Consider the following 19,717-nt stretch of genomic DNA (forward strand, 5'->3'; position numbering starts at 1 on the left):
AGAACACACGAGTCAAATTAGTTTGAAAGTGATGCGGAAACAAAAATCTAAACGTCCAGATCCTCCTTGGATTCAATATATAAAACAACATACTCGTCATTATATTGAAACCGTATTTAGTTCGATTACAAGTGATTTTCCCAAATCCATTCATGCCGTCACATATCAAGGGTTTTTACTGAAAGTTCAGGCATTTATTTTTGCCTTCACTCTGCAAGAAGCATTTATCTAATCAGTTACTATTCATACTTTTAATTTCATTATTACTGACCGTCGCTTCTGCATTCCAGGAGTCAATTTTTGATGACTTTCTTTCCTTTTGAATCTCTACCGGCTACTTGGGTTATTACTTTATTGACCCATTTATTTCCCAAACTTCACCCTAGCGTTCACGAAGTGCAGCGTAGCTATCGCTCTTCCTCATAACTAGCAACTTGGGTTAATAGCTGACTCTGACAATATATCTAACTTTGTTCTCTGGGGTTTCCCGAATCCTCTGCTCATGGCTGCACCTCTGCTATTAGTTTAATTTTATCAGAATGTTTGTACCATTGTTAACGTTGGGGTGGGGGAACTGTAGGTATTTTAAACATTTGAAGGGGCATCTTTCAGCATTCGACGAGCTAATTTAACGTAGGTTTTAGCTGTAGAGTATGGTATTTCTAAATCTTGGGCTATGATTTGTAAGGATTCCCCCATTTCCCTTCTTGCTAAGATTGTCGCCCAAGTTGTGGCTATTTTTTCAGTGCGATCGCCTCCTGTCCGTTTTCTTTGTGCTGTGAATATTTCTGTTAGTTGTTCTATGCGTTCTGGTAATAAATTAGTTGTAATTTCTGAGGATATATTTGATTTTGGTTCTATCCATTCTAAGCTGGTTTGCCCTAGTCCAAAGGTGGTTTTATGTCCAGTACCACAATAGGGAGCAAGTTGTACTAAAGCATAAAATAATTGGGTAAATTCGATGTTAGCTAAGGCGTTTTTTGCTAATCCTAAAGAAATTGCACCTGTAAAACCTGTGACAGAACCCCGTTTACCTGCGGCAACTTTGACAGATTCTAAACTGTGTTTATGAATGATGACGTTTTCATCTATCCATTCTAAAAAAGCATCTTGTTCTACGGGCATTCCTGAAAAATCATTCCAACGTCTGAGGTAACTATGAAAAAGATTAATGGGAACTGGAAGCGGGAAATGATGTCCTTTGCGGCGAAAACTGGTAGGTGAAATAAAACTGAGATTAATGTTATTATGTTGTTGGGTGGATGATGCTAAAATTTGCTGATAAGTAGTTGGTGGGTTAACAATATTTATTTGTTTGATTTGTAATTCCGCATCTCTTAAATTTATGGTTGATGGCAGTTGGGTTAACCATTGTTTTAAAAACTGGACTACTGGCTGAGAAAAAACGTTAACATACCAATGATAGGTGTTATTTGCTTGTAGTTGTAGTTGTTTACCAGTAGGAACTAATTGACCTTCTAAGGCAGAAATATTAAAGGGTTTTTCTGATTCCCCATCATGTAAATATGCTGAAAGTGTTGGGTTAATTTGGCGTACTTGATCCAAAAACCAAGCATGGAGGGCAATGGTATATTGAGAATATAAAGATGCGGAAGTAGCTGGTTCTAAGTCAAATACTAAACCAATTAATTCGGTATTTTCTGCCCATTCTAAAGGTGTGTTTTTGGCTGGGGCTTTTCGTCTGTTAGATGCTGCTGCTCTTGGCATTATTTTGAGTTATATTTTGTGATTATCATTGATTCTACTCTCTTTTAGTCCCCTTGTGGGGATTTATTTTCATTGGTTTTTTTGGCGATCGCACTTGTTTCAGTCCCCTTGCGGGGATTAGTTATGTGGAAACCTCAGATTAAGTGCAATAGTACATGATGAGGTGATTCTAGTTTCAGTCCCCTTGCGGGGATTAGTTATGTGGAAACAAAATTACACTTTAGACCTCAAACTGTTACCTGATAAGTTTCAGTCCCCTTGCGGGGATTAGTTATGTGGAAACGACTTTGGATTGCGCGTTGTCTGTCTAATTTTTCAGGTTTCAGTCCCCTTGCGGGGATTAGTTATGTGGAAACCAAATTCCCCATTGCTCAGTCTAGCCATGATGGAATGTTTCAGTCCCCTTGCGGGGATTAGTTATGTGGAAACTAATGGCTTGGGTTGTGGGGTCGGCAAATCCTTCTACGTTTCAGTCCCCTTGCGGGGATTAGTTATGTGGAAACTTTACGTTTACCGTAAAGAAGCTAAAGTTCGGAGTGGTTTCAGTCCCCTTGCGGGGATTAGTTATGTGGAAACAAAGTGAGAAGGCAACAGACTTGGGGACAAGTTAGTTTCAGTCCCCTTGCGGGGATTAGTTATGTGGAAACCACAGACGAAGAGGGCTATGTAGTCTCTAATGGCAGTTTCAGTCCCCTTGCGGGGATTAGTTATGTGGAAACATTGTCCATCAATGTATGGAAGTCTCTGAGTGTAGTTTCAGTCCCCTTGCGGGGATTAGTTATGTGGAAACCCTAAAAATGAAATTGTACCCGTTGGTGATAAATTGTTTCAGTCCCCTTGCGGGGATTAGTTATGTGGAAACGCCCTCCTGCACAACTGACAGACTCAGGTATAAAATCTGTTTCAGTCCCCTTGCGGGGATTAGTTATGTGGAAACTGCAGAATTTATTTCAATCTTTTGTAGAAGGTTCTTGTTTCAGTCCCCTTGCGGGGATTAGTTATGTGGAAACAGAAAATTGAGGGTCTTTCTGGTGTAGAATTTAGGTTTCAGTCCCCTTGCGGGGATTAGTTATGTGGAAACCAAGTGCTAGAAATGGGGCAGGTTTGGCAGTCTACAGTTTCAGTCCCCTTGCGGGGATTAGTTATGTGGAAACTGAAGTTGCCCACTGAAATATCAGCGCAACAGGTTATTGTTTCAGTCCCCTTGCGGGGATTAGTTATGTGGAAACGAGTCAGGTCGCAGCGACAAGAGGAAGCAGTTTAAGTTTCAGTCCCCTTGCGGGGATTAGTTATGTGGAAACACTGATGCCTTCTTAATTAGCCATTTAGGAGGAGGTAGTTCTTGTTTCAGTCCCCTTGCGGGGATTAGTTATGTGGAAACCCCGCCATCTGAAACATAGTCTGGGGGAAGATTCCAGGAGTGATTTTGGCGGACCTCTCAAAAAACCTCATTTCAGGCTTCGGGTCAACTGCCAACTGAAACTAACAAAAAGCTGAAAGTATTTAATTATCAAGGTTCTGGCGATTTGGCGGACCCCCCAGGGTTTTTGCCCCCGCTTCGGTTTGCCAAAAATTCAAGCTCATGTATCAATTATATGATTATAGCTTGCTCTTGTCTAGGGGTTTCCGAACCATAAGTAATAGTTTTTTTCACACTCCCAGCATCTAGTACATAAATTCTAATCGAATCCTCTTCAGATTTAATCAATCGTTCTATCTTGGTTTGTAGTGTCGCAAACTGCACCGCAGTTAAAAAACATTCAAATACACTATATTGCGTCCATTTCCCGTAACCACCCAACATTTTATGTAATCTTGTCCTGCGTTTGTTAGCAGCTTTGCTATCTGGTAAGTCGTAAATTATGAGATAAAAATGTGTTGTCATCTTAATGATAATGGTTTGTAGGGTACACCTTCTTGTAAATGACGACTCAATAACCGTGCTTGTAATTCTATTCCCCGTCTGTAGGTACAGCGATAATCAAACACCGGATGTTTAAATTCATCATTCATCTTTTTATTAAACGCTTCGAGAAATGTTTTCCTAGCATTATCTTTCAAACGATAAGCACCCAAACTTTCATTAAAATCCTGGGGTTGAATTTCTTTTTTGTGCAACACCGACAACACCAAATTATCAGCTATCAATGCTCTAAATTCTTCCATTAAATCCAACACCATCGCCGGTTGTCCATGATGGACTTCATGTAAATAACCGATATAAGGATCTAAACCAGCCACATTTACTGCTGCCATTACTTGACCTTGTAATAAAGCATAAGCAAAACTCAATAATGAATTTACTGGGTCAGTTGGTGGACGGCGATTTCTACCATTAAATGTCCATTGTTTACCTACCATATTCTGCCAACAAGCGAAATATTCCCTAGCTGCTAAACCTTCCACACCCCTAACTTGGTCTAATGTTTGTTGATTTTTAACTAAACCTTTACGTTCTTTGAGGGGATTATCTTTTTCATTATGTCGGTACAATACATGATATTGATTATGAATTTTTGCAGTGACAATGGTTTTCACTAATTCCAATCTTTTCACGGGATCATAATAAACTTGATATTGTGCTAACCGCAGTTGTCCATTACGAGAAGATTTAGGTAACGCTGAACCCAAGTATTTACCAAAACTAGAAAGATAATGTATGGGCATTCCTAATTCTAAAGCATAGGCAAAGGCATCACCAGTTACTTGGGGATTACCCATCAACATGATTTCATTCACAGTTTGAGCAGCGACTTTACATTTTTTCCAAGTTCCATCTTCTTGTTTTAAAGCTACCTGAAAAGCTTCATAATCTTTGCTAAGAATAGCATCAGGTTGAATTACATACAAAGTAGTCATAATTTTAGGATTCCTGAGATTTTAATTGTTTGACTTCAAAGGGTAAACAAATTCGTTGTAAACTACAAGATTGGCATTTTTTGGTATGCTCAATAGGTGCTGGCATTTTGTTTTGACTGGCAACTTGAGCTAATGCGATCGCCTGTTCAGTCATTTGTCGTAATTGGGGAGTAAAAGCCACAGTTTGTCTACGACGATTGGCATGATAAAATATTTCACCATAGGTAATATTTCTACCTGTGCGTTCTTCCAAACATAAAGCCGCAGCACATAATTGAAAATGGTCGTTTAAATGTTGTGCCATCTTGCCTTTTTTGTATTCCACCGGCACAAGTTGACCATCACATTCTTCCACAGCATCAATAACACCGGAAACCTTGAGACGTTCGGACCACACCCATTGTTGTTGATGAACTAAAGTTTCACCATCTTGAAAAGTACCATCTTCATTAATATTACGGTGGATATGACGACCTAAAATAATGTGTTCATTGTCTTCCATTTCACCTAACACATATTCCAGGTAAAAACGCCGGGGGCAATATTCCCAAGCATTGAGATAAGCTAAGGGTAAATAATCTTCATTCATTTTATTGGTAATTGGTAATTGGTAATTCTAAATTCTTCATTCTAAATTCTTCATTCTTACTTGTCCCATTCCCATAGTTGTTTTTCTCCCCACACCAGAAAAGACAGCAAAGTGAGATAAAATAGTAGCAATCCGGGCTTGTTCAGGGTCTGAAAAACGGTATTTTACCCAACCCACAGAACCAATTTCAGCACCAGATTTCATTTTTAAAACATGGGTTTTGAGGTCAAAAGCAGAAACCAAACCTTGCCATTTAACTTCAGGGAATTGTAAATCTGAAGGTGCAAAATGATTCCAACGACGTAACAAACTATTAAATACTAACTCCGGTAAAGGGAAAGGTTGAATATTTTGATGTTGCTTAAAACTGGTGGGTGATACAAACCGCAATTCAATAGTATTTTGTGTTGGTAATTCTATCAATTTTTTAAAACTGTTAGATTCCACAACATTTATCCATTGACCTAATCTACAGGTTATTGCCGCTAAAGTAATTTCACCACCTATATTGTGACTCAATCCCCACAGTAAAGGTGCTAAAAGTTCAGGTTTTAACAGAGTAATTCTTAACTGTATTCTCTGCGGTGAAGTGTACTGTATTGCTACAGTAAATGGTAAAATATCTTGTTGATGTAAATGTTCAGCTAAAGCAGGATTAGCAGTAGCAAACCATTGAAGACATTGGGCATGAATCGCCCTACCTAATGTTGGTGGTAGGGGTTCATTGGCAGAAATAGAAACGAGAATTACATGAAGTGCATCACTATCAACCTCAACACCTGTAAATTGATAAAATTTATTATTCCAGTTGAAAGATTGAGATACACCACCTTCACATATATACTGACAAATTGATGCCATTAGTTGTGAATATAATCCCGAATCTGGCAACACAGGCATAATTTTAGTAATGCCATCATGAATCTGTAAAGGAATCCAAACAGGTGCAGGTTGAATATCTGATAACCAAGATTCTAAAGCTACAGAATTTGTTGAATTTGCATCCTGTTTGAGAACTTGTTTAAGAATTAAACTAATGCCCGCAAATTTATTGTTAGTATGATGGTTGGAATTTTTAGTATCTGTGGTAAATGTCATAACGGGCGCTAGTTGCAACGAGTTTTAAGGGTAAAAATCCAGATTTCATTACTCGGTCTTTGCCAAGTTGTGCTTTATCAGTGGAAAAAGGATTAATGCGATTAAAGGTGGTCTTTTCACCTAAATCATCCATTGGTTGGATGGTAAACCCTGTAGTTAAATTAGGTTGAAATAAAGGTTCAGAAGTTTCTTGTTTGCAATCTGGTAAATATTGAAAGAAACAACCCTTTTTACCAAAATAATTAATTTGACTAAACAACCTTTCTATTTCTGATAAACGGTTTCCTGCACTACAACAAATTTGTAAATGTCCCTGTAAATGTACCCACTCCCGAAATACAAAACCATCTTGCATAGGTAGTGTTGGACGAGTTTTATCAGCCTTATCTGCGGTTTGGTCGTAATAACGAAGTTTGTAACCGTTGCGATTTACAACCAACTTTTCAGGAGGACAAACATAAATGATTAAATCTCGAATCCAAGTAAATTCTGTTTTAATCCATGCGTCAAAATCAGTTAAATGTTGTCTTCCTTGACTTTCTAACAACACCTTTAACAATGCCATTTTGATAGCATAAGGAGTAGGTACTAAATTAGACCTAGCAGCCATACTTGTGGCATCAGAACGTTTGAGAGAAAATAGGCTAACAGGTTGATAGGTTACAGTTAGCCATTTAGTTACGTTTTCTGATGTTGGAGAAGATTTCGATTTAGGCGATCGCTTCGGCATTTTCACTATCCCAAGGTAAACTTTGAGCAATCAAAATTTCAATTTTGTCGGCAAATTCAGCCATATTTTCAAATTCAAAACAACGGATTGTATCAGCACCGTTGAGATTATTTAAAGTAGCGGCTAAACTCTTAATTTGACTTTGATAACTATCTTCCAATGCACTTAACATTGGTGCGGGACAACGACGAGAACTAACAGTAATTATACCCTCAAAATTGTCAGGATGGGGTAAATTAGTATTGCGTTTTGCACCATTAGTTTGTAAATAGGTGTACAAGACACTTTTTAGTAAAGCATCCAGACGTTTTTTACGCTCAGAAACATCAATGCTATAACCAAAATTGTGGGGATTATAACCAATTCTAAAAGCCTCAATATTGAGAACAGTGGCATATAAACCCGAACTAACTTGAACATTGTAAGGAGTAGGATTTTCTACACCATATTTTGCATGAAAATAACTCTGGGTTTTTACTTGATTTGGTCTACCAACAATTGCCCCAAATTCAATGGTAGAATCACGTTTGAGAGTTTGTCCACCTTTGACAGTCACCATAAACCCTTCTAAATCGCTGATAGTGCAAATTTGAATTACTTTATCTGTTTTGGCTGCTAAATCAGCATCTTTATCTGTGAAAACTGGGAGATTTTTTTCTAAGTCATAACCAATTCTATCAGGATTTAATTGTTTACTACCCTCTGATAAAGTTAATCCAGATTCTACAGCTATGCGGTGTAAATGTTCTGATTGAATATGTTTGAACATATCCCCAGAAATACCATTAACATACTCAGCTTCATTCATGCCATTTTGAATTACATAATAACGCCGGGTTAATGATTGATTACCCTCGTTACCTTCGTTATTTAAAGCATGAAGTTGTAGAGATAATAAACCACTAATAGAAATGGAATAAACGGGAAATTGTGTCTTAGTCATTTTCGGTTTCTCCTTCTGCAATATTATCTAATTCTGTTTCTGTTCCATCATTGGTATCGGTTGAATCTGATTCTTTGGATTTACCCCAACCCTTAGCATAACCATAGGCAATTAATAGGTTAGCTACTAAACTAGAACCATATTCTTCAATCAGATTGATTACCCTATCTAAGTCATCTTTAGTAGTCCAAATTCTTCGGTGTTTACCTTGTTTTTTGAGTTCTTCATCAATTCGCAAGTTTTCGTTTTCATAACTAGCAATGAAGGATGATAATTCAATGATAAAATCCTTTTTAGAACCTGCTTGACTGCTCAAACGTTGTGCTAAACCATAGATTCTATCCCAACCATGTTCGTCTTTTCCTGCATAAACTGTGGCACTATTAATAGCCTTAGCAATGCGTAAAAATCCAGGGTCTTCAGTGATGTCCGTTAAATTTAATTCTTGATCATTTTGACGATAGTTAAAATTTTTCACCATGAGGTTTAATCCATTGATAGAAAATAAACGAGGAAAGAATTTAGCTTTGGGGTCTGCTAAACGTTTGACAACATAATCAGCATAACTAACCTGAAAACGAAAGAAATTTATGAGATTTGTACCAGTGATAAAATCCCGATAAGCTGCTAATAACTCACTGTGTCCTTCTTCCGCAGATAAGGTAGTGATAACTGATAGATGTTCATTTAAAACATTATGATAATCTGTGAGTTCTTGATGATTTTTAGGACTAATCCACCCTGGTAAACCTAAAGTAAAAACCTCCTTGACACCATAAACTTGACCCTTAGAACCAAAGTGAGTACCAATAAAGTTACTAACAAATTGATTCACTGGTTGAAAAAGTGCAAATTCATCAGTTTCTGCATCAGCTTGAGATTGATGATAATTTAATAATTGTTGGCAGAAACGCAATATTAATTCAGAATCAAAACGGGCTATACCATGACCCCCAGAAGGTGGATTAAATTGACGAAGCTTATCCAAAACTTCCCGATATTTAGTAAGTTGAATATCTTGGGGTTCAAGCGCAACAACACGCCAATCATAAACTCGTTCTGCTATTTTTACCCGTTCTGATATACCAAAGGTAAATAAACCCCCAGCAATCAACCATAAACTTAACCAATCTGTTTTTTGAGAATCTACTTTATTGCTGTCTGCTTTAATTCGATTCACCCCTTGTACAGATGTTGGTAAATAGATTTTTACGGCACTTGCTGTTTCTGGTAATTTTTGTCCTGTAGTTTGGGTAAATAAGTCGTTTACTAATTTAGTGAAATCATCTGTTTCCTGACTAAATGCAGTAAACAAAGCCACCAAGAATTTACCATAATTTTCGCCAATCTGCCATCCTAATAACCATAGTTCATTATGATTTCGGTCATGACGCATGGAAGTAAGAATCACGCCATTTTGGGTACTAGGATGCGGTGGTTTTGGTGCATCTTCATTAAATTGAGGTTTACCCTTTTGCTGAAATAAATACTCACGGTAAAGTTTTCTTCTTTCGCTTTCCTCCACTGTATTAAAAGTATTTGTTTCCTGCGGTATTTTGCTAACATCGGTTTTTTGACCTTTGACTGGCAGGAAAAGATTGGTATAATTGAGGTTAGCTACCAGTTCTAAATTTATTGGTTGTTTTAACTGAAGGCAGTAGCGTGTTCCTTGATCTAAAAGTTGGATTGCACTTTTTTGGTGAGTGGCTTTCAGTACATACTCCGCAAGCTGCACCAGACCCAACATCATCAGGGTGTCAGCATAAGTGCCGAATTTTTTGGTAACAAATAACTGCTGTGTCATCTGGTTTTCAACCCATATAGGAGTTGTCTACTTCCAAACAGTATATACCTACTTGGAAGAGGGGTATTCCAATTAACGTAATTGTAGAAAAAAGACGCTAAGATATTTTTGACATCTGCCTAGAAACAACTGTGAGTGAAGTAAAAGCCGATTATGATGGTGCTTGGAAGGAAGGGGTAGAAAAATACTTTGAGGCGTTTTTAACATTCTTCTTTCCCCATATTTACAACGAAATTGACTGGACGCAGGGTTACGAGTTTCTTGATCAAGAACTCCAGCAATTGATGAGAGAATCAGAAGTTGGTAAGCAATTTGTTGATAAGCTGATTAAAGTTTGGCTGAATGATGGTAAAGAAACCTGGTTACTAATCCATTTAGAAATCCAAAGTCAAGTAGATACTGGTTTTCCTAAGCGGATGTTTTCCTATCATTACAGGATTTTTGACCGTTATGGTCAAGAAGTTGTTAGCTTGGCTATTTTGGGAGATAATCAAGCAAATTGGCGACCTCAAGAATACAGTTATGAACGTTGGGGATGTCGGTTAAGTCTTCAGTTTCCTACTGTAAAATTACTGGATTATCAACCTCGTTGGTCAGAATTAGAACAAAGTGATAATCCTTTTGCTGTATTGGTGATGGCGCACCTACGTACACAAGCCACAACTAGAAATTTAACAGGACGGTTGCAGTGGAAATTAAGTTTAGTTAAGCGGATGTATGAGTTAGGATATAGTAGGGAGAAAATTCTTCAGTTATTCGATTTGATTGATAGACTGATGACTTTACCACCAGATTTAGACTTAAATTTCAAAACTGAATTGCAGCGTTTCGAGGGTGAAAAAGAAATGACATACATTACAAGCATACAACGTATAGAAAGAGCGCAAACCCTCCAGGAATCTATTGTTAAAATCCTAAAAACCAGATTTCAAGATCCTCCTTCTGAATTAGTGGAACAAATAAATCAAATTTATGATCATGACCAACTCAACCAGTTATTAGAACAGGCAATTACTATAGGTTCTGTTCCTGATTTTCAAGAACTATTAACTCAAGAAAATACAGGTATTACAGATAGTTAATAATGATTAATGTAGAGATGTTGTGGATAACTTCTCTACATAAAAATTAAACATAAAAATTCAGTTGTACTGAACGCTGATCACATAGTCTTAATGCTCTCACTACCAACAAATACAAATGAAAATACTCAAACTCATCACCAGTGTTTAACTGATTCAAGTCCAACTCTTTTGCTGGGTAATTGCTTTTACTTAAATTTGCTGGTGTTAATGGTAAACTCTGATTTAGAAAGCGTGTCATACCTTGCCAACTTTGGGCGATCGCCTTTTGTGCTTCTAAGTGTAATTGTATATTTTTAATCTTGGATATATCTGATATTTTCCAACCACCAGCCCAAGCAGAATGGTGACGACCAGCAGCCATAAGGATGGCATAACAGATATACCGAATTTGTTCATCATCGGCGGCAAAATCATCGTGCAGTAGGGGAACTAAAGATTGTGTGAGAATATCCCTAGCTAGGAATGCACTTTCAACAGCGTGGTTAGGACGTTTGTGTTTTTTTTCGTGGTCTTTAAGTGCTGCTTTTTGCTGACTATCTTCTGGGTTATAATCAGTGTGTGCTAGTAAATGTTGTTTGGGGTTTTGACCTTGGAATGAAGAATGGGCGATCCCTTGCCATCCCCGCATCACTTGTTGCCATTTAACTTGTAGTTTACCCAGGTCATGAGTAAAGATAGCAAAAAACACTAATAATTCAAATAATGCTGCTGCTTCTGACTCTTGGATATGTGGAAAAATCTTGTTTTTAATTAATTTTGTCCCTGCTGGTAGTAGTTCATTCCTGACACTACTGTAAATCGTTGGTTCAGCTTCACCGTTTTTCAAACGTAAGGTTTTAAATGGTTTTCTCCAACAAGTCCACATAGAACCCAAATGTCCAACATAAGTATCCATGTGATAACGATATTCACTGACAATTGAACGCTGTGATTTTGGTGGTGAAACAAAACCATTACCAAATTCATTAATACCAATCAATAATCCAACATTTTCATCATAATAAATAAATCGGGGATTTACTAAAATATTGATGCTGTTAACCAATGAATCACGGGATTTAATTTCTGTACAAACAGGTTGACTATAGGTTTCTGCTTTATCCTTGGGTGCTTCAATTCTTTGGAAAATCCAATCAGTGCCAAATTCTAAATTTTTGGAATCTCGCCAAACTTTGCACAGTGTAGAGACGGGAACTGAAAAAGAGATTAGTTTGCGGGGATCAATGGGTTCTTGTGCAAAATCAATAAATAATCCGGTTTCTTCCCAAACAAATAAATTCCGACTATCAACTGAACGAATTAACTCACTGGCAAAAGATTGATCACCCCTGAAAAATGCCGCTTCAAAGTTCTGCTCAAACAACATTTGATTATTTTGCCGCCGTTGTTGTTGCAATAAATCTTCTGCTGTATGTACCTGATTAATCCAATTTTCTTCGGTGCGAAATCCCACATTGTCATTAACTTGATTTGATTCAGTATGTGCTTGTAATACTTGCCATGTTAATTCACAGGTTTCTTTAGGATATGGCAGAAAACTTTGTTTTTTCTCAGGAGTTTCTTGTGTTTCTGGGTCTAAATCTGCTTCTGCAAGGGTAGAATAAGCTTGGTTAACTTCTACTGTCTGATAAACCAAAACTTGACCCTGTTCATCTTGGAATCTTGCACAACGTCCTGCCCTTTGTAATAATGAGTTCATGGGGCAAAGTTGACTGTGCATTACTTGGCAAGTAATATTAATTCCTGCTTCAATTACTTGGGTGGAAATAAGAACGTAACAATTACCATCATCTTGCCAATTTTCAGCAAAGGTTTCTTTTAAAAATGTTTCTTTTTGGGCGCGATGTTCTGGTAAAAATCGAGAATGTAACAGGGTAATATTTAGTGTATAATCATGATTAAGTTCTTGTAAATCTCTATATAATCCCTGCGCCTGAGAAACGGTGTTACAAATAACAATAACTCGTTTTCGTTGGCGTGTGTGTATATCTTCTATAATTTCTAAGGCATTTAAAGAATGGGATTTTGCTTGAAAAGTACGGCAGCGTTTACCTTCAATTGCTTGTAAATCAGTGTCTTCAATTTGAATTATTTCCATTGTCTATTAAATTTTGAATTTGTGTTGCTAGTTCGTTGGTTAATGTGGCGGTCATTAGCAGAAATGGGGAAATACCTTTGACTTGTTGTAAAACTTTGAGGACAGTGGTAAAGGAACGGTCAGGGTCAAGTAAATGCAGTTCATCAAATACTAGATAAGATGCGAAAATTGCCCCGGAGTTAACGTTAGCTGAACCCCGACCAACGGAGTAGGGAATATTCAAAAAACTGCTTAACATTTGGTCAATGGTGCAGAAGACTATATCACCTTCAAAACGGGGGTCTTCTGGGTTTTCTCCGGTTTGTAGAGTAACGACTGGACAAGGTACATTTTGAGCTTGTGACCAGCGTTGAACCAGGATTTCTGTTCTTTGTCGCAGACTGTTGGCCAGGGTTCGCAGGGGGACGACGTAGATTAATTTATTAGGGAAGTAGAGGTTGAGGGTTTTGGCAAAGAGAAAAGGGGCGATCGCTGTTTCGGTTTTCCCTGACCCTGTGGGTGCGCGGAGAAGGATGTCTTGACGGTTGAGGAGTTTGGTAATAACTTCTCGTTGAAAGTTGCGTGGGGGAAAGGTGGTTAGGGTTTGGAAGTGTGCATCTATCATTAAGTGCGGTAGGTTCATTGGTTTGAATATTAACTTGGAAGATGGTGGTTTCAGGGAGGCGATCGCATTTATGTTTTTGGTGGTTTTGGTGGTCTGACTATAGCGGCAGAATTACCTCCTTCAGAATTTTCCTTTGGCTTTTGAGGTTGTTTATCTTTTTTGATTGGTTTTTCTACATTAGTAGTTTTAGGTTTAGGCTTTGGAGTATTAGAATATTGAAAGTAAAAGAAACACCTGCTTTGATAGGTTTTATTTTTGTATATTGAGATTTAGCTCGATCTATGTTTTGTTGATTAGTTTCTTTAATTTCCTCTTTTCCATGAGGTTTATGCCAATATAACTTATGTCCTCGAATCACTGTTTTTTCAGATTCAGATTGAGGGGAATAGTGTTTTAAGTTTTCTTTATGTGTACTATCTTGTACTAAATAGTGCTGAAAAGTAGTTGGTTTAGGACTAGCTAAAATTTTAGGTGTTATCGTCTTTTCATAACTACCTTCCCACCATACATTACCTTTATAATTACAAGTAGCATTGTCAATAAAAATACGCCCTGCACGCGCTATACCACGTCCATTGCCATTTATATAACCAAATATAGTATCAGTTAAATCAAGGACTAAAGAATCTTTTAAAATATCTGGTACTAATTCTAATGGAGATAAATCGTATGGTAAACGAAACATCTGCGCTCTGCCAAAAAAACGAACTGTTTCACCATCTTCATTTAATAGGAAAAATACAGGTTCAGGTTCATCAGTTTGTAAAAATCCACTTTTTTGACGACAATTAACAGTAGGCTTATCTTTAGGAAAAGCGTCTTCCTGCCATTTAGTTAACTGATCATCATCTAAAAAACGTCTCACCATTTCTCCTGATATTTCGTATTTTTTAAGACTTTCATCTAAAAATACAAACTCTAAATGTTTATGTTGCATATCTCCTGTAATTACAAGAGTTGCTTTTTGAAAATTTTCGGCAGGAGTAAAACTAGCATTATGAACTTTACGAAACCGTAAATACATATCTGGATGACGGTGTCCACCACTTTTGTTAATTTTTCTTTTAAAGAAATAATCTTGCTCTTGAGTGTCTATTTGAACGTAAATTGTTTTGTGTTGCAAATTCCATACAGGGGTTTTTCCAGATCCACTTCCTTGATAAATTCCTGAATTAGAAAGAATAGAGAAAACCCGATTATTAATGGTTGAATTAAAATGACTATTAATACGACCATAGCCACATTCCTCAATTATGTATGAATTTCCTTGCTTTTGTAAAAAGCCAGCACGCACTTTTGACCCATAGCAATAAGCTTTAGGATTGGGTGAATGTTCAATTTGTCCAATATTTTCAACAAAATTTGCTTGATAAATTTCTCTTAATGCTGGATCTCCTAGTGATCGATAAAAAAGTTTATTAGCTATAACTTTATCAATCTTACTAAACGTAATAATTTCAATCAAATTCCTGAACATTCCTCTCAAGCTGCTACCAGGAATAACAGGCTTTGTAGATTTTTCTAAAGGATTTGTGTAAAAGAATTCTGGTAAATCTTTTGATTCTGCACCACATTCAAATTCTTCTTTTGTAAATCCACATCTAATATAAAGAGGAGATTCAGTAGTTAAGGTACATTCAATTCTGCCGGTATAACGATTTTCTTCTTGCGAATGATAACGGTTTTCTTGTGGTAGAGAATCTGGGGATACTTCTACAACCGATTCTGGCAATTCTACAAAATTATAAGGAGTGATCGCCTTGCGATAATCTGGAACTTTAGAAATATGTTTAGGATTCATTTTTAAATCTCCTTATTTGTTAAATCAACTAAACGACTTAGATAAATCCGAGCAACCCCCGAATCATCATAATTAATGTAATGACGAACTATTAATCTAACTTTATTTTTTAGTTCACCCTTTTCTCCTAATTCAATATCTGTAAAAGGTACAGCGTGTTTCAGTCCTTGTGAATCATCCCATAATAAAGTAAAGCCATTTTCATGATGCTTCCCGTGTGTTCCCCACAGAATTTGATTTTCAGTAATATAGTCATCATTCTTTAAATTGTCATCTTGAATTAAACGTGCTTTAAAACCTCCTTCTATTCTCCAAATCATTACTTCTGATTTATGCCCAAAAATACGACATTGTTGTAAAGTTTCTTTTTTCAAAGTTGGAAAATCGCATTTAGGAAATAATTTAACTGGTTCAGTAGTTGTAATCAATTCACCATTTTGGAATTTACCCCAAATTACCCCATCATCAGCATGAGCTAAAAGGTATGTTAATTGATTAACTTTGGTTTGTTCTTCTATCCATGTTTTCAAGTCAACATTATTCGATATCTCTAAATGTTCACATTTTGGTTGATTCATTTGTTAACCTCCTCGTTTAAGGCAGAAACAAAATCTTGTAAAGATTTAGCATCACTTACAACTAAGTTCTCTGAAGATTGTACAATAGTAAATGTTTCAGTTTTTCCTTCTCTTCGTAATTTAATAGCTGCATTTTTACCTTGTAATCTACCTCTACCAATGCTGCTTGTACCTCCCACTGGTAAATCACCAGTCCATAAATCTTTTAGTAATAATAGAAGTAACCCAATTTCATAATCTTCTGGATTACGTAATTCAAGATTTAATTCTAAATGTGTACCATCTTTAGGAAATATTGGCTGTTCATTGAATAATGCACCATGTAAAGTTCCCCCTGTAAAACGGTCAATAGCTATACGATTTTGTACTAAATCTGTATAGTTTTCAATGATACTTTCATGAACTATTAAACGACTAGCTTTTGCTTTTTCGTTATTTTGATCAATATCCTCTATTTCAGATTGATCTTTTTTATCAGGAACAAAACCAAATATTTCCTTGATAATTCGCTTTGTAACTAGAGGTTTTTTGCATTCGGTTAAAGTATTAACAATTTTCTCTGCACGATGACGTAAAACTCCGGCTAAAGATGTACCAGATAAAACAGGTTTTAATTCTCCATTACGTCGTGATTTTAAATGTACTACATCGGGTGCTTTATCACTGGATGCTTGACCAGAACGAATTAATAAAGGACTAGCGAGGGTAAATGTAGCGTGAATTTTACAGAACTCGCGCTGATCTTCCCATTCTTCTGGAAACTCAAGACCTGCTTCTTTCATTACTAAAACAATTGAAGCTCCATTAGACGGTAATTTAGTACAAGGTGTGTCCGTTGACCATGAATGATCCAGAGTTAACCAAGCTATGCGATCACTTGCATTTCTTAAATCAAATTGCCAAACTTGCCACTCTTTGACATGACAACGACCAAAACCGCGATGTTTTTTGATTCCTAAGCTGATTTCACCTTTTTCTAAACCTTTGAGTGCGATCGCTAATCCTTTTAGTAAGCTAGATTCATAATTGGGATTCTCAGGTTTTTCTTCTATCAATAACTCAAAGCATAGGGGAAATTCTGTATCTGCTTGCAGAAGTTCTAAGTCATATTTAGCTTTATCTGCTGCTGTGCGAGTGACACTATCAATTTTTACACTATCTCTTAGTTCAGGTTGAATTATTTTACTACTAATTGCATCATTGATAATCAGTGGACTTTGATCACCATCCTCATCAGTACGTAGTCCTCCAAATAATGAAAATTCATCACTGTTTTGGTATTCTCGTAAATAATTGCGTAATGCACCCGCAATAGATGAACCCATGAGTAAGGCTTTATCTTCTATACTATCTCGTAATATTTGTAAATCAATATTTCCATCTGTATCACCACTTCCTAAACAAGTTGGAGTATCTAATACTAATGATCCACGTATAATAATACGTTTGTATATTTTTCGTTGATTACGGTTGTTAATGCGGTTACAATCCATTATTTTTTCTCCTTGATTGCTTTTTTAGCCAATGCCATAACTAATTGAAGTGTATATTTCTCAAGTAATTTATTCTCTCTGGCTATTTCATCTGTAATTTTGCGTTCTATTCCTGCAACTGTAACTGTTAAATAATGTTGATTAGGAATCCAAACGCCAGGATTTTTTAACCATTCTTCTATTTGTTTTCTGAGAAGTATATTGTTAATAGATGCCTTGTCTAACTGTTTTTTTGCATTTGTAGGTAAATTATCTAAAAGTGATAAAACCATATTACAATCACCAGTTGATAATGCCTGTCTAGCTACTAATTGTATTCTAGATAGTTGATTATTGCTAATATTTCCTTCTATTTTTAATCTTCCTATTTCTTTTAATAAAACTTGTTCTAGCTTTTGTGATAGTAATCTTTCAGCCATTTTGTGTGCTAGATTAAAAGATATTTCATTTTCTAATGCTGGTTTGTCAGATTGTTTTTGTTGAGACTTTCTTAAATGAAAGTATTCTTCTGTTAACCAATTAATCGCTATTCTACCAAAACCTTCATTTCTCCGCTCACCAATACCTTGATTTTCTAATTGTTGAATTTGTTCTGGAGTTATATCATCAATATTTTCAAAAACAAATACACTTCCTGCTGATAATACGGGAATTTGAGGTAAAGGAAGACCCCATTTTTTATTAAATCCACCAACTATGTTACTACTAGCATAACTACACTTAGGTTTCAACTTTGTATTTAATGCTTTTTCCAATTCCTGAGTTAAAGGTACTGGAGTTTTATTAGTATGAGATGGAGGTATTACAGAATATTGTCCCCACTCATCACGTAAAATTAAATCACTTAATAAAGTGACAGTAAAGTTATCATTTTCAATACGATCACTAGCTGAAATATCTATTTCATTCCAATTACTTGTCAGTTTTAAACTTTCAATTTTTATATGTCCATAACCAGCACTTTGAGAACCACCCATCCAAATATTTAGTGATGAGTTTAGTAAGTTACTGATCATTTGTGCATCAGCATCATTACTACATAGGATAACAGCTTGGAATTTTTGCCCAGCATCAATAGCTTCATATCTAAAAATTTTACCTTCACCTTTTGATTGTTTAGTTATCTCATTAATTTTAGTTTGTGTAGAGCGTCCTTTTTGGCGATCGCGTTGATTATGAATATTAATACGTCGAGATATAGTATAAAGGGTATATTCTTGTTCTTCAAGACACCAGAATTGTTTCTCTAGTTTCTTTGGTTCAACATCTTCTGGTATTTCATATTTTTGAGCGCAGTCATAAACTAATATTGAATCAGATACTTCTGAAAATTCATCATCTTTGTGTTTATGCCATGAATAGGGTATCGGTAAGGTGCGCTTTCCTTCATGACTTAATAAATAAGCATTCAAATATTGAGTCTTACTGGAATCAAAAAATAATCTTTTAACTTCATCATTATTCAAATCTAAATTTGATATTTGACGCTGTTTCATATAACGTCCAATCATTGCACCTCTAATCATACTACCAGGAATAAAACTATAGGATACATCACTATTTGGATCACCCTGAAAAGATGTTGCTAGTAATGGTTGTTGTGTATGTAATGAAAATATAATAGCTTTCATTTAATTCTCTCCTGAAATTGTTGCAAATAAATTTATATAGTTGTGCGTTATATCCTCACCTGAACTATTATGCAACGTACATCGTACAGATCCACGTCCTCTGTTTCTTCCGCTGCCTATATGTCTAAGAGCTAGTGTACCAACAGATAAAAGTGATAAAATTTCATTATTTGGTTCACTTTGAAAATGTAACTCTGAGGTAAATTCTAAATCTCGTATTACTACACGAAATGACCTTAAACTACCCTTAGCAGATACTCCTGATTCATCATCAATTGCAGTTTGGCGGCGAACTGTAGTTAATGAATCTAGAACTTCTTGAGTAGTTAAATTTGGGTTTTCTTGGTTAATTTGCCATCCTACAGCTTGACGTAAATCATTTGGTAAACAAGCATCTCCTACGTGCATAATTCCCATTTTGTTTAAATCACTACCGGGAATACCAAATAAATTACAGGCTATATTTTCCCAATATGCGCGATGTTTGTCAGATGAAATTGTTGAGATTAAATTATCACATTCTTCACTTAATAAACCTTTTAAAGTTCGTCCCTGTAAATAGGGAAAACCAAAAGCATCATGTTGTACTTCCTGATCAATTAAGCCAGCAACACCATCACCTCTACCAAAGGTAGTATCACTCAACAGTTTAATTTTTAATTGATATTTATTCACT

Annotated in this window: 16 protein-coding genes, 1 pseudogene and 1 CRISPR repeat array; of the genes and pseudogenes, 2 read left to right on the plus strand and 15 right to left on the minus strand. The window is 36.1% G+C overall.

Annotated elements, in window-relative coordinates; translation table 11 throughout:
* A pseudogene (locus tag PN497_RS02440) lies at positions 1 to 232 on the plus strand (IS982 family transposase); the annotation flags it as partial.
* 353 nt (positions 233 to 585) lie between these two features.
* Here the strand turns inward: PN497_RS02440 and cas6 (PN497_RS02445) are convergent.
* The 8 genes from cas6 (PN497_RS02445) to PN497_RS02480 form a co-directional block, all read right to left on the minus strand.
* Entirely contained in the window at positions 586 to 1,728 is a 1,143-nt protein-coding gene (gene cas6, locus PN497_RS02445; protein WP_096572936.1) for a CRISPR-associated endoribonuclease Cas6, read from the minus strand.
* Between the two features lie 96 nt (positions 1,729 to 1,824).
* Positions 1,825 to 3,109: a CRISPR direct-repeat array (repeat unit 37 nt; unit sequence GTTTCAGTCCCCTTGCGGGGATTAGTTATGTGGAAAC).
* A 210-nt stretch (positions 3,110 to 3,319) separates the two neighbouring features.
* Positions 3,320 to 3,613, minus strand: coding sequence for a CRISPR-associated endonuclease Cas2 (gene cas2, locus PN497_RS02450; protein ID WP_096568703.1), 294 nt, complete (start codon positions 3,611 to 3,613; stop codon positions 3,320 to 3,322).
* A complete protein-coding gene (gene cas1d / locus PN497_RS02455) occupies positions 3,610 to 4,587 on the minus strand; it encodes a type I-D CRISPR-associated endonuclease Cas1d (RefSeq protein WP_096572935.1) in 978 nt (325 codons plus the stop codon). Before cas1d ends, cas2 begins: the two co-directional genes overlap by 4 nt.
* Positions 4,588 to 4,591: 4 nt before the next feature.
* Positions 4,592 to 5,176, minus strand: a complete 585-nt coding sequence (gene cas4 / locus PN497_RS02460; protein WP_096572934.1) for a CRISPR-associated protein Cas4 — start codon at positions 5,174 to 5,176, stop codon at positions 4,592 to 4,594.
* Between the two features lie 36 nt (positions 5,177 to 5,212).
* On the minus strand, positions 5,213 to 6,274 hold the full coding sequence (cas6, locus tag PN497_RS02465; RefSeq protein ID WP_096572933.1) for a CRISPR system precrRNA processing endoribonuclease RAMP protein Cas6: 1,062 nt from the start codon (positions 6,272 to 6,274) through the stop codon (positions 5,213 to 5,215).
* Complete coding sequence (locus tag PN497_RS02470) at positions 6,252 to 7,004, minus strand: hypothetical protein (protein WP_096572932.1); 753 nt, start codon at positions 7,002 to 7,004, stop codon at positions 6,252 to 6,254. The genes cas6 (PN497_RS02465) and PN497_RS02470 overlap by 23 nt, the downstream gene beginning before the upstream one ends.
* Positions 6,985 to 7,947: a DevR family CRISPR-associated autoregulator gene (locus PN497_RS02475; protein ID WP_096572931.1), complete on the minus strand. Its 963-nt coding sequence runs from the start codon at positions 7,945 to 7,947 to the stop codon at positions 6,985 to 6,987. Before PN497_RS02475 ends, PN497_RS02470 begins: the two co-directional genes overlap by 20 nt.
* Positions 7,940 to 9,751: a hypothetical protein gene (locus tag PN497_RS02480; RefSeq protein WP_096572930.1), complete on the minus strand. Its 1,812-nt coding sequence runs from the start codon at positions 9,749 to 9,751 to the stop codon at positions 7,940 to 7,942. The genes PN497_RS02475 and PN497_RS02480 overlap by 8 nt, the downstream gene beginning before the upstream one ends.
* Positions 9,752 to 9,882: 131 nt before the next feature.
* On the opposite strand from PN497_RS02480, the gene PN497_RS02485 reads away from it, so the two are divergent.
* Positions 9,883 to 10,833 carry an RpnC/YadD family protein gene (locus PN497_RS02485; protein WP_096572929.1) on the plus strand — a complete coding sequence of 317 codons (951 nt, stop codon included), beginning with the start codon at positions 9,883 to 9,885 and terminating at the stop codon, positions 10,831 to 10,833.
* A gap of 46 nt (positions 10,834 to 10,879) precedes the next feature.
* On the opposite strand, the gene cas3 is transcribed toward PN497_RS02485, so the two are convergent.
* The 7 genes from cas3 to PN497_RS02520 form a co-directional block, all read right to left on the minus strand.
* Positions 10,880 to 12,934 carry a CRISPR-associated helicase Cas3' gene (gene cas3, locus PN497_RS02490; RefSeq protein ID WP_096572928.1) on the minus strand — a complete coding sequence of 685 codons (2,055 nt, stop codon included), beginning with the start codon at positions 12,932 to 12,934 and terminating at the stop codon, positions 10,880 to 10,882.
* The gene (locus tag PN497_RS02495) at positions 12,915 to 13,556 is read right to left on the minus strand and encodes a DEAD/DEAH box helicase (RefSeq protein WP_096572927.1); all 642 of its coding nucleotides are present in this window, start codon (positions 13,554 to 13,556) and stop codon (positions 12,915 to 12,917) included. The genes cas3 and PN497_RS02495 overlap by 20 nt, the downstream gene beginning before the upstream one ends.
* A 154-nt stretch (positions 13,557 to 13,710) precedes the next feature.
* A complete protein-coding gene (locus PN497_RS02500) occupies positions 13,711 to 15,339 on the minus strand; it encodes a TIGR03986 family type III CRISPR-associated RAMP protein (protein ID WP_096572926.1) in 1,629 nt (542 codons plus the stop codon).
* A 2-nt stretch (positions 15,340 to 15,341) separates the two neighbouring features.
* Entirely contained in the window at positions 15,342 to 15,917 is a 576-nt protein-coding gene (csx19, locus tag PN497_RS02505; protein ID WP_096572925.1) for a type III-D CRISPR-associated protein Csx19, read from the minus strand.
* Positions 15,914 to 17,410, minus strand: coding sequence for an RAMP superfamily CRISPR-associated protein (locus PN497_RS02510; protein WP_096572924.1), 1,497 nt, complete (start codon positions 17,408 to 17,410; stop codon positions 15,914 to 15,916). Before PN497_RS02510 ends, csx19 begins: the two co-directional genes overlap by 4 nt.
* Positions 17,410 to 19,041, minus strand: a complete 1,632-nt coding sequence (gene csx10, locus PN497_RS02515; protein ID WP_096572923.1) for a type III-D CRISPR-associated RAMP protein Csx10 — start codon at positions 19,039 to 19,041, stop codon at positions 17,410 to 17,412. Before csx10 ends, PN497_RS02510 begins: the two co-directional genes overlap by 1 nt.
* Positions 19,042 to 19,716 (minus strand): RAMP superfamily CRISPR-associated protein, encoded by a 675-nt coding sequence (locus PN497_RS02520; RefSeq protein WP_096572922.1) that lies wholly within the window; start codon positions 19,714 to 19,716, stop codon positions 19,042 to 19,044.
* Position 19,717: the final 1 nt, after the last annotated feature.

Source organism: Sphaerospermopsis kisseleviana CS-549 (assembly GCF_028329225.1).
In the GTDB taxonomy this organism is placed as follows: domain Bacteria; phylum Cyanobacteriota; class Cyanobacteriia; order Cyanobacteriales; family Nostocaceae; genus Sphaerospermopsis; species Sphaerospermopsis kisseleviana.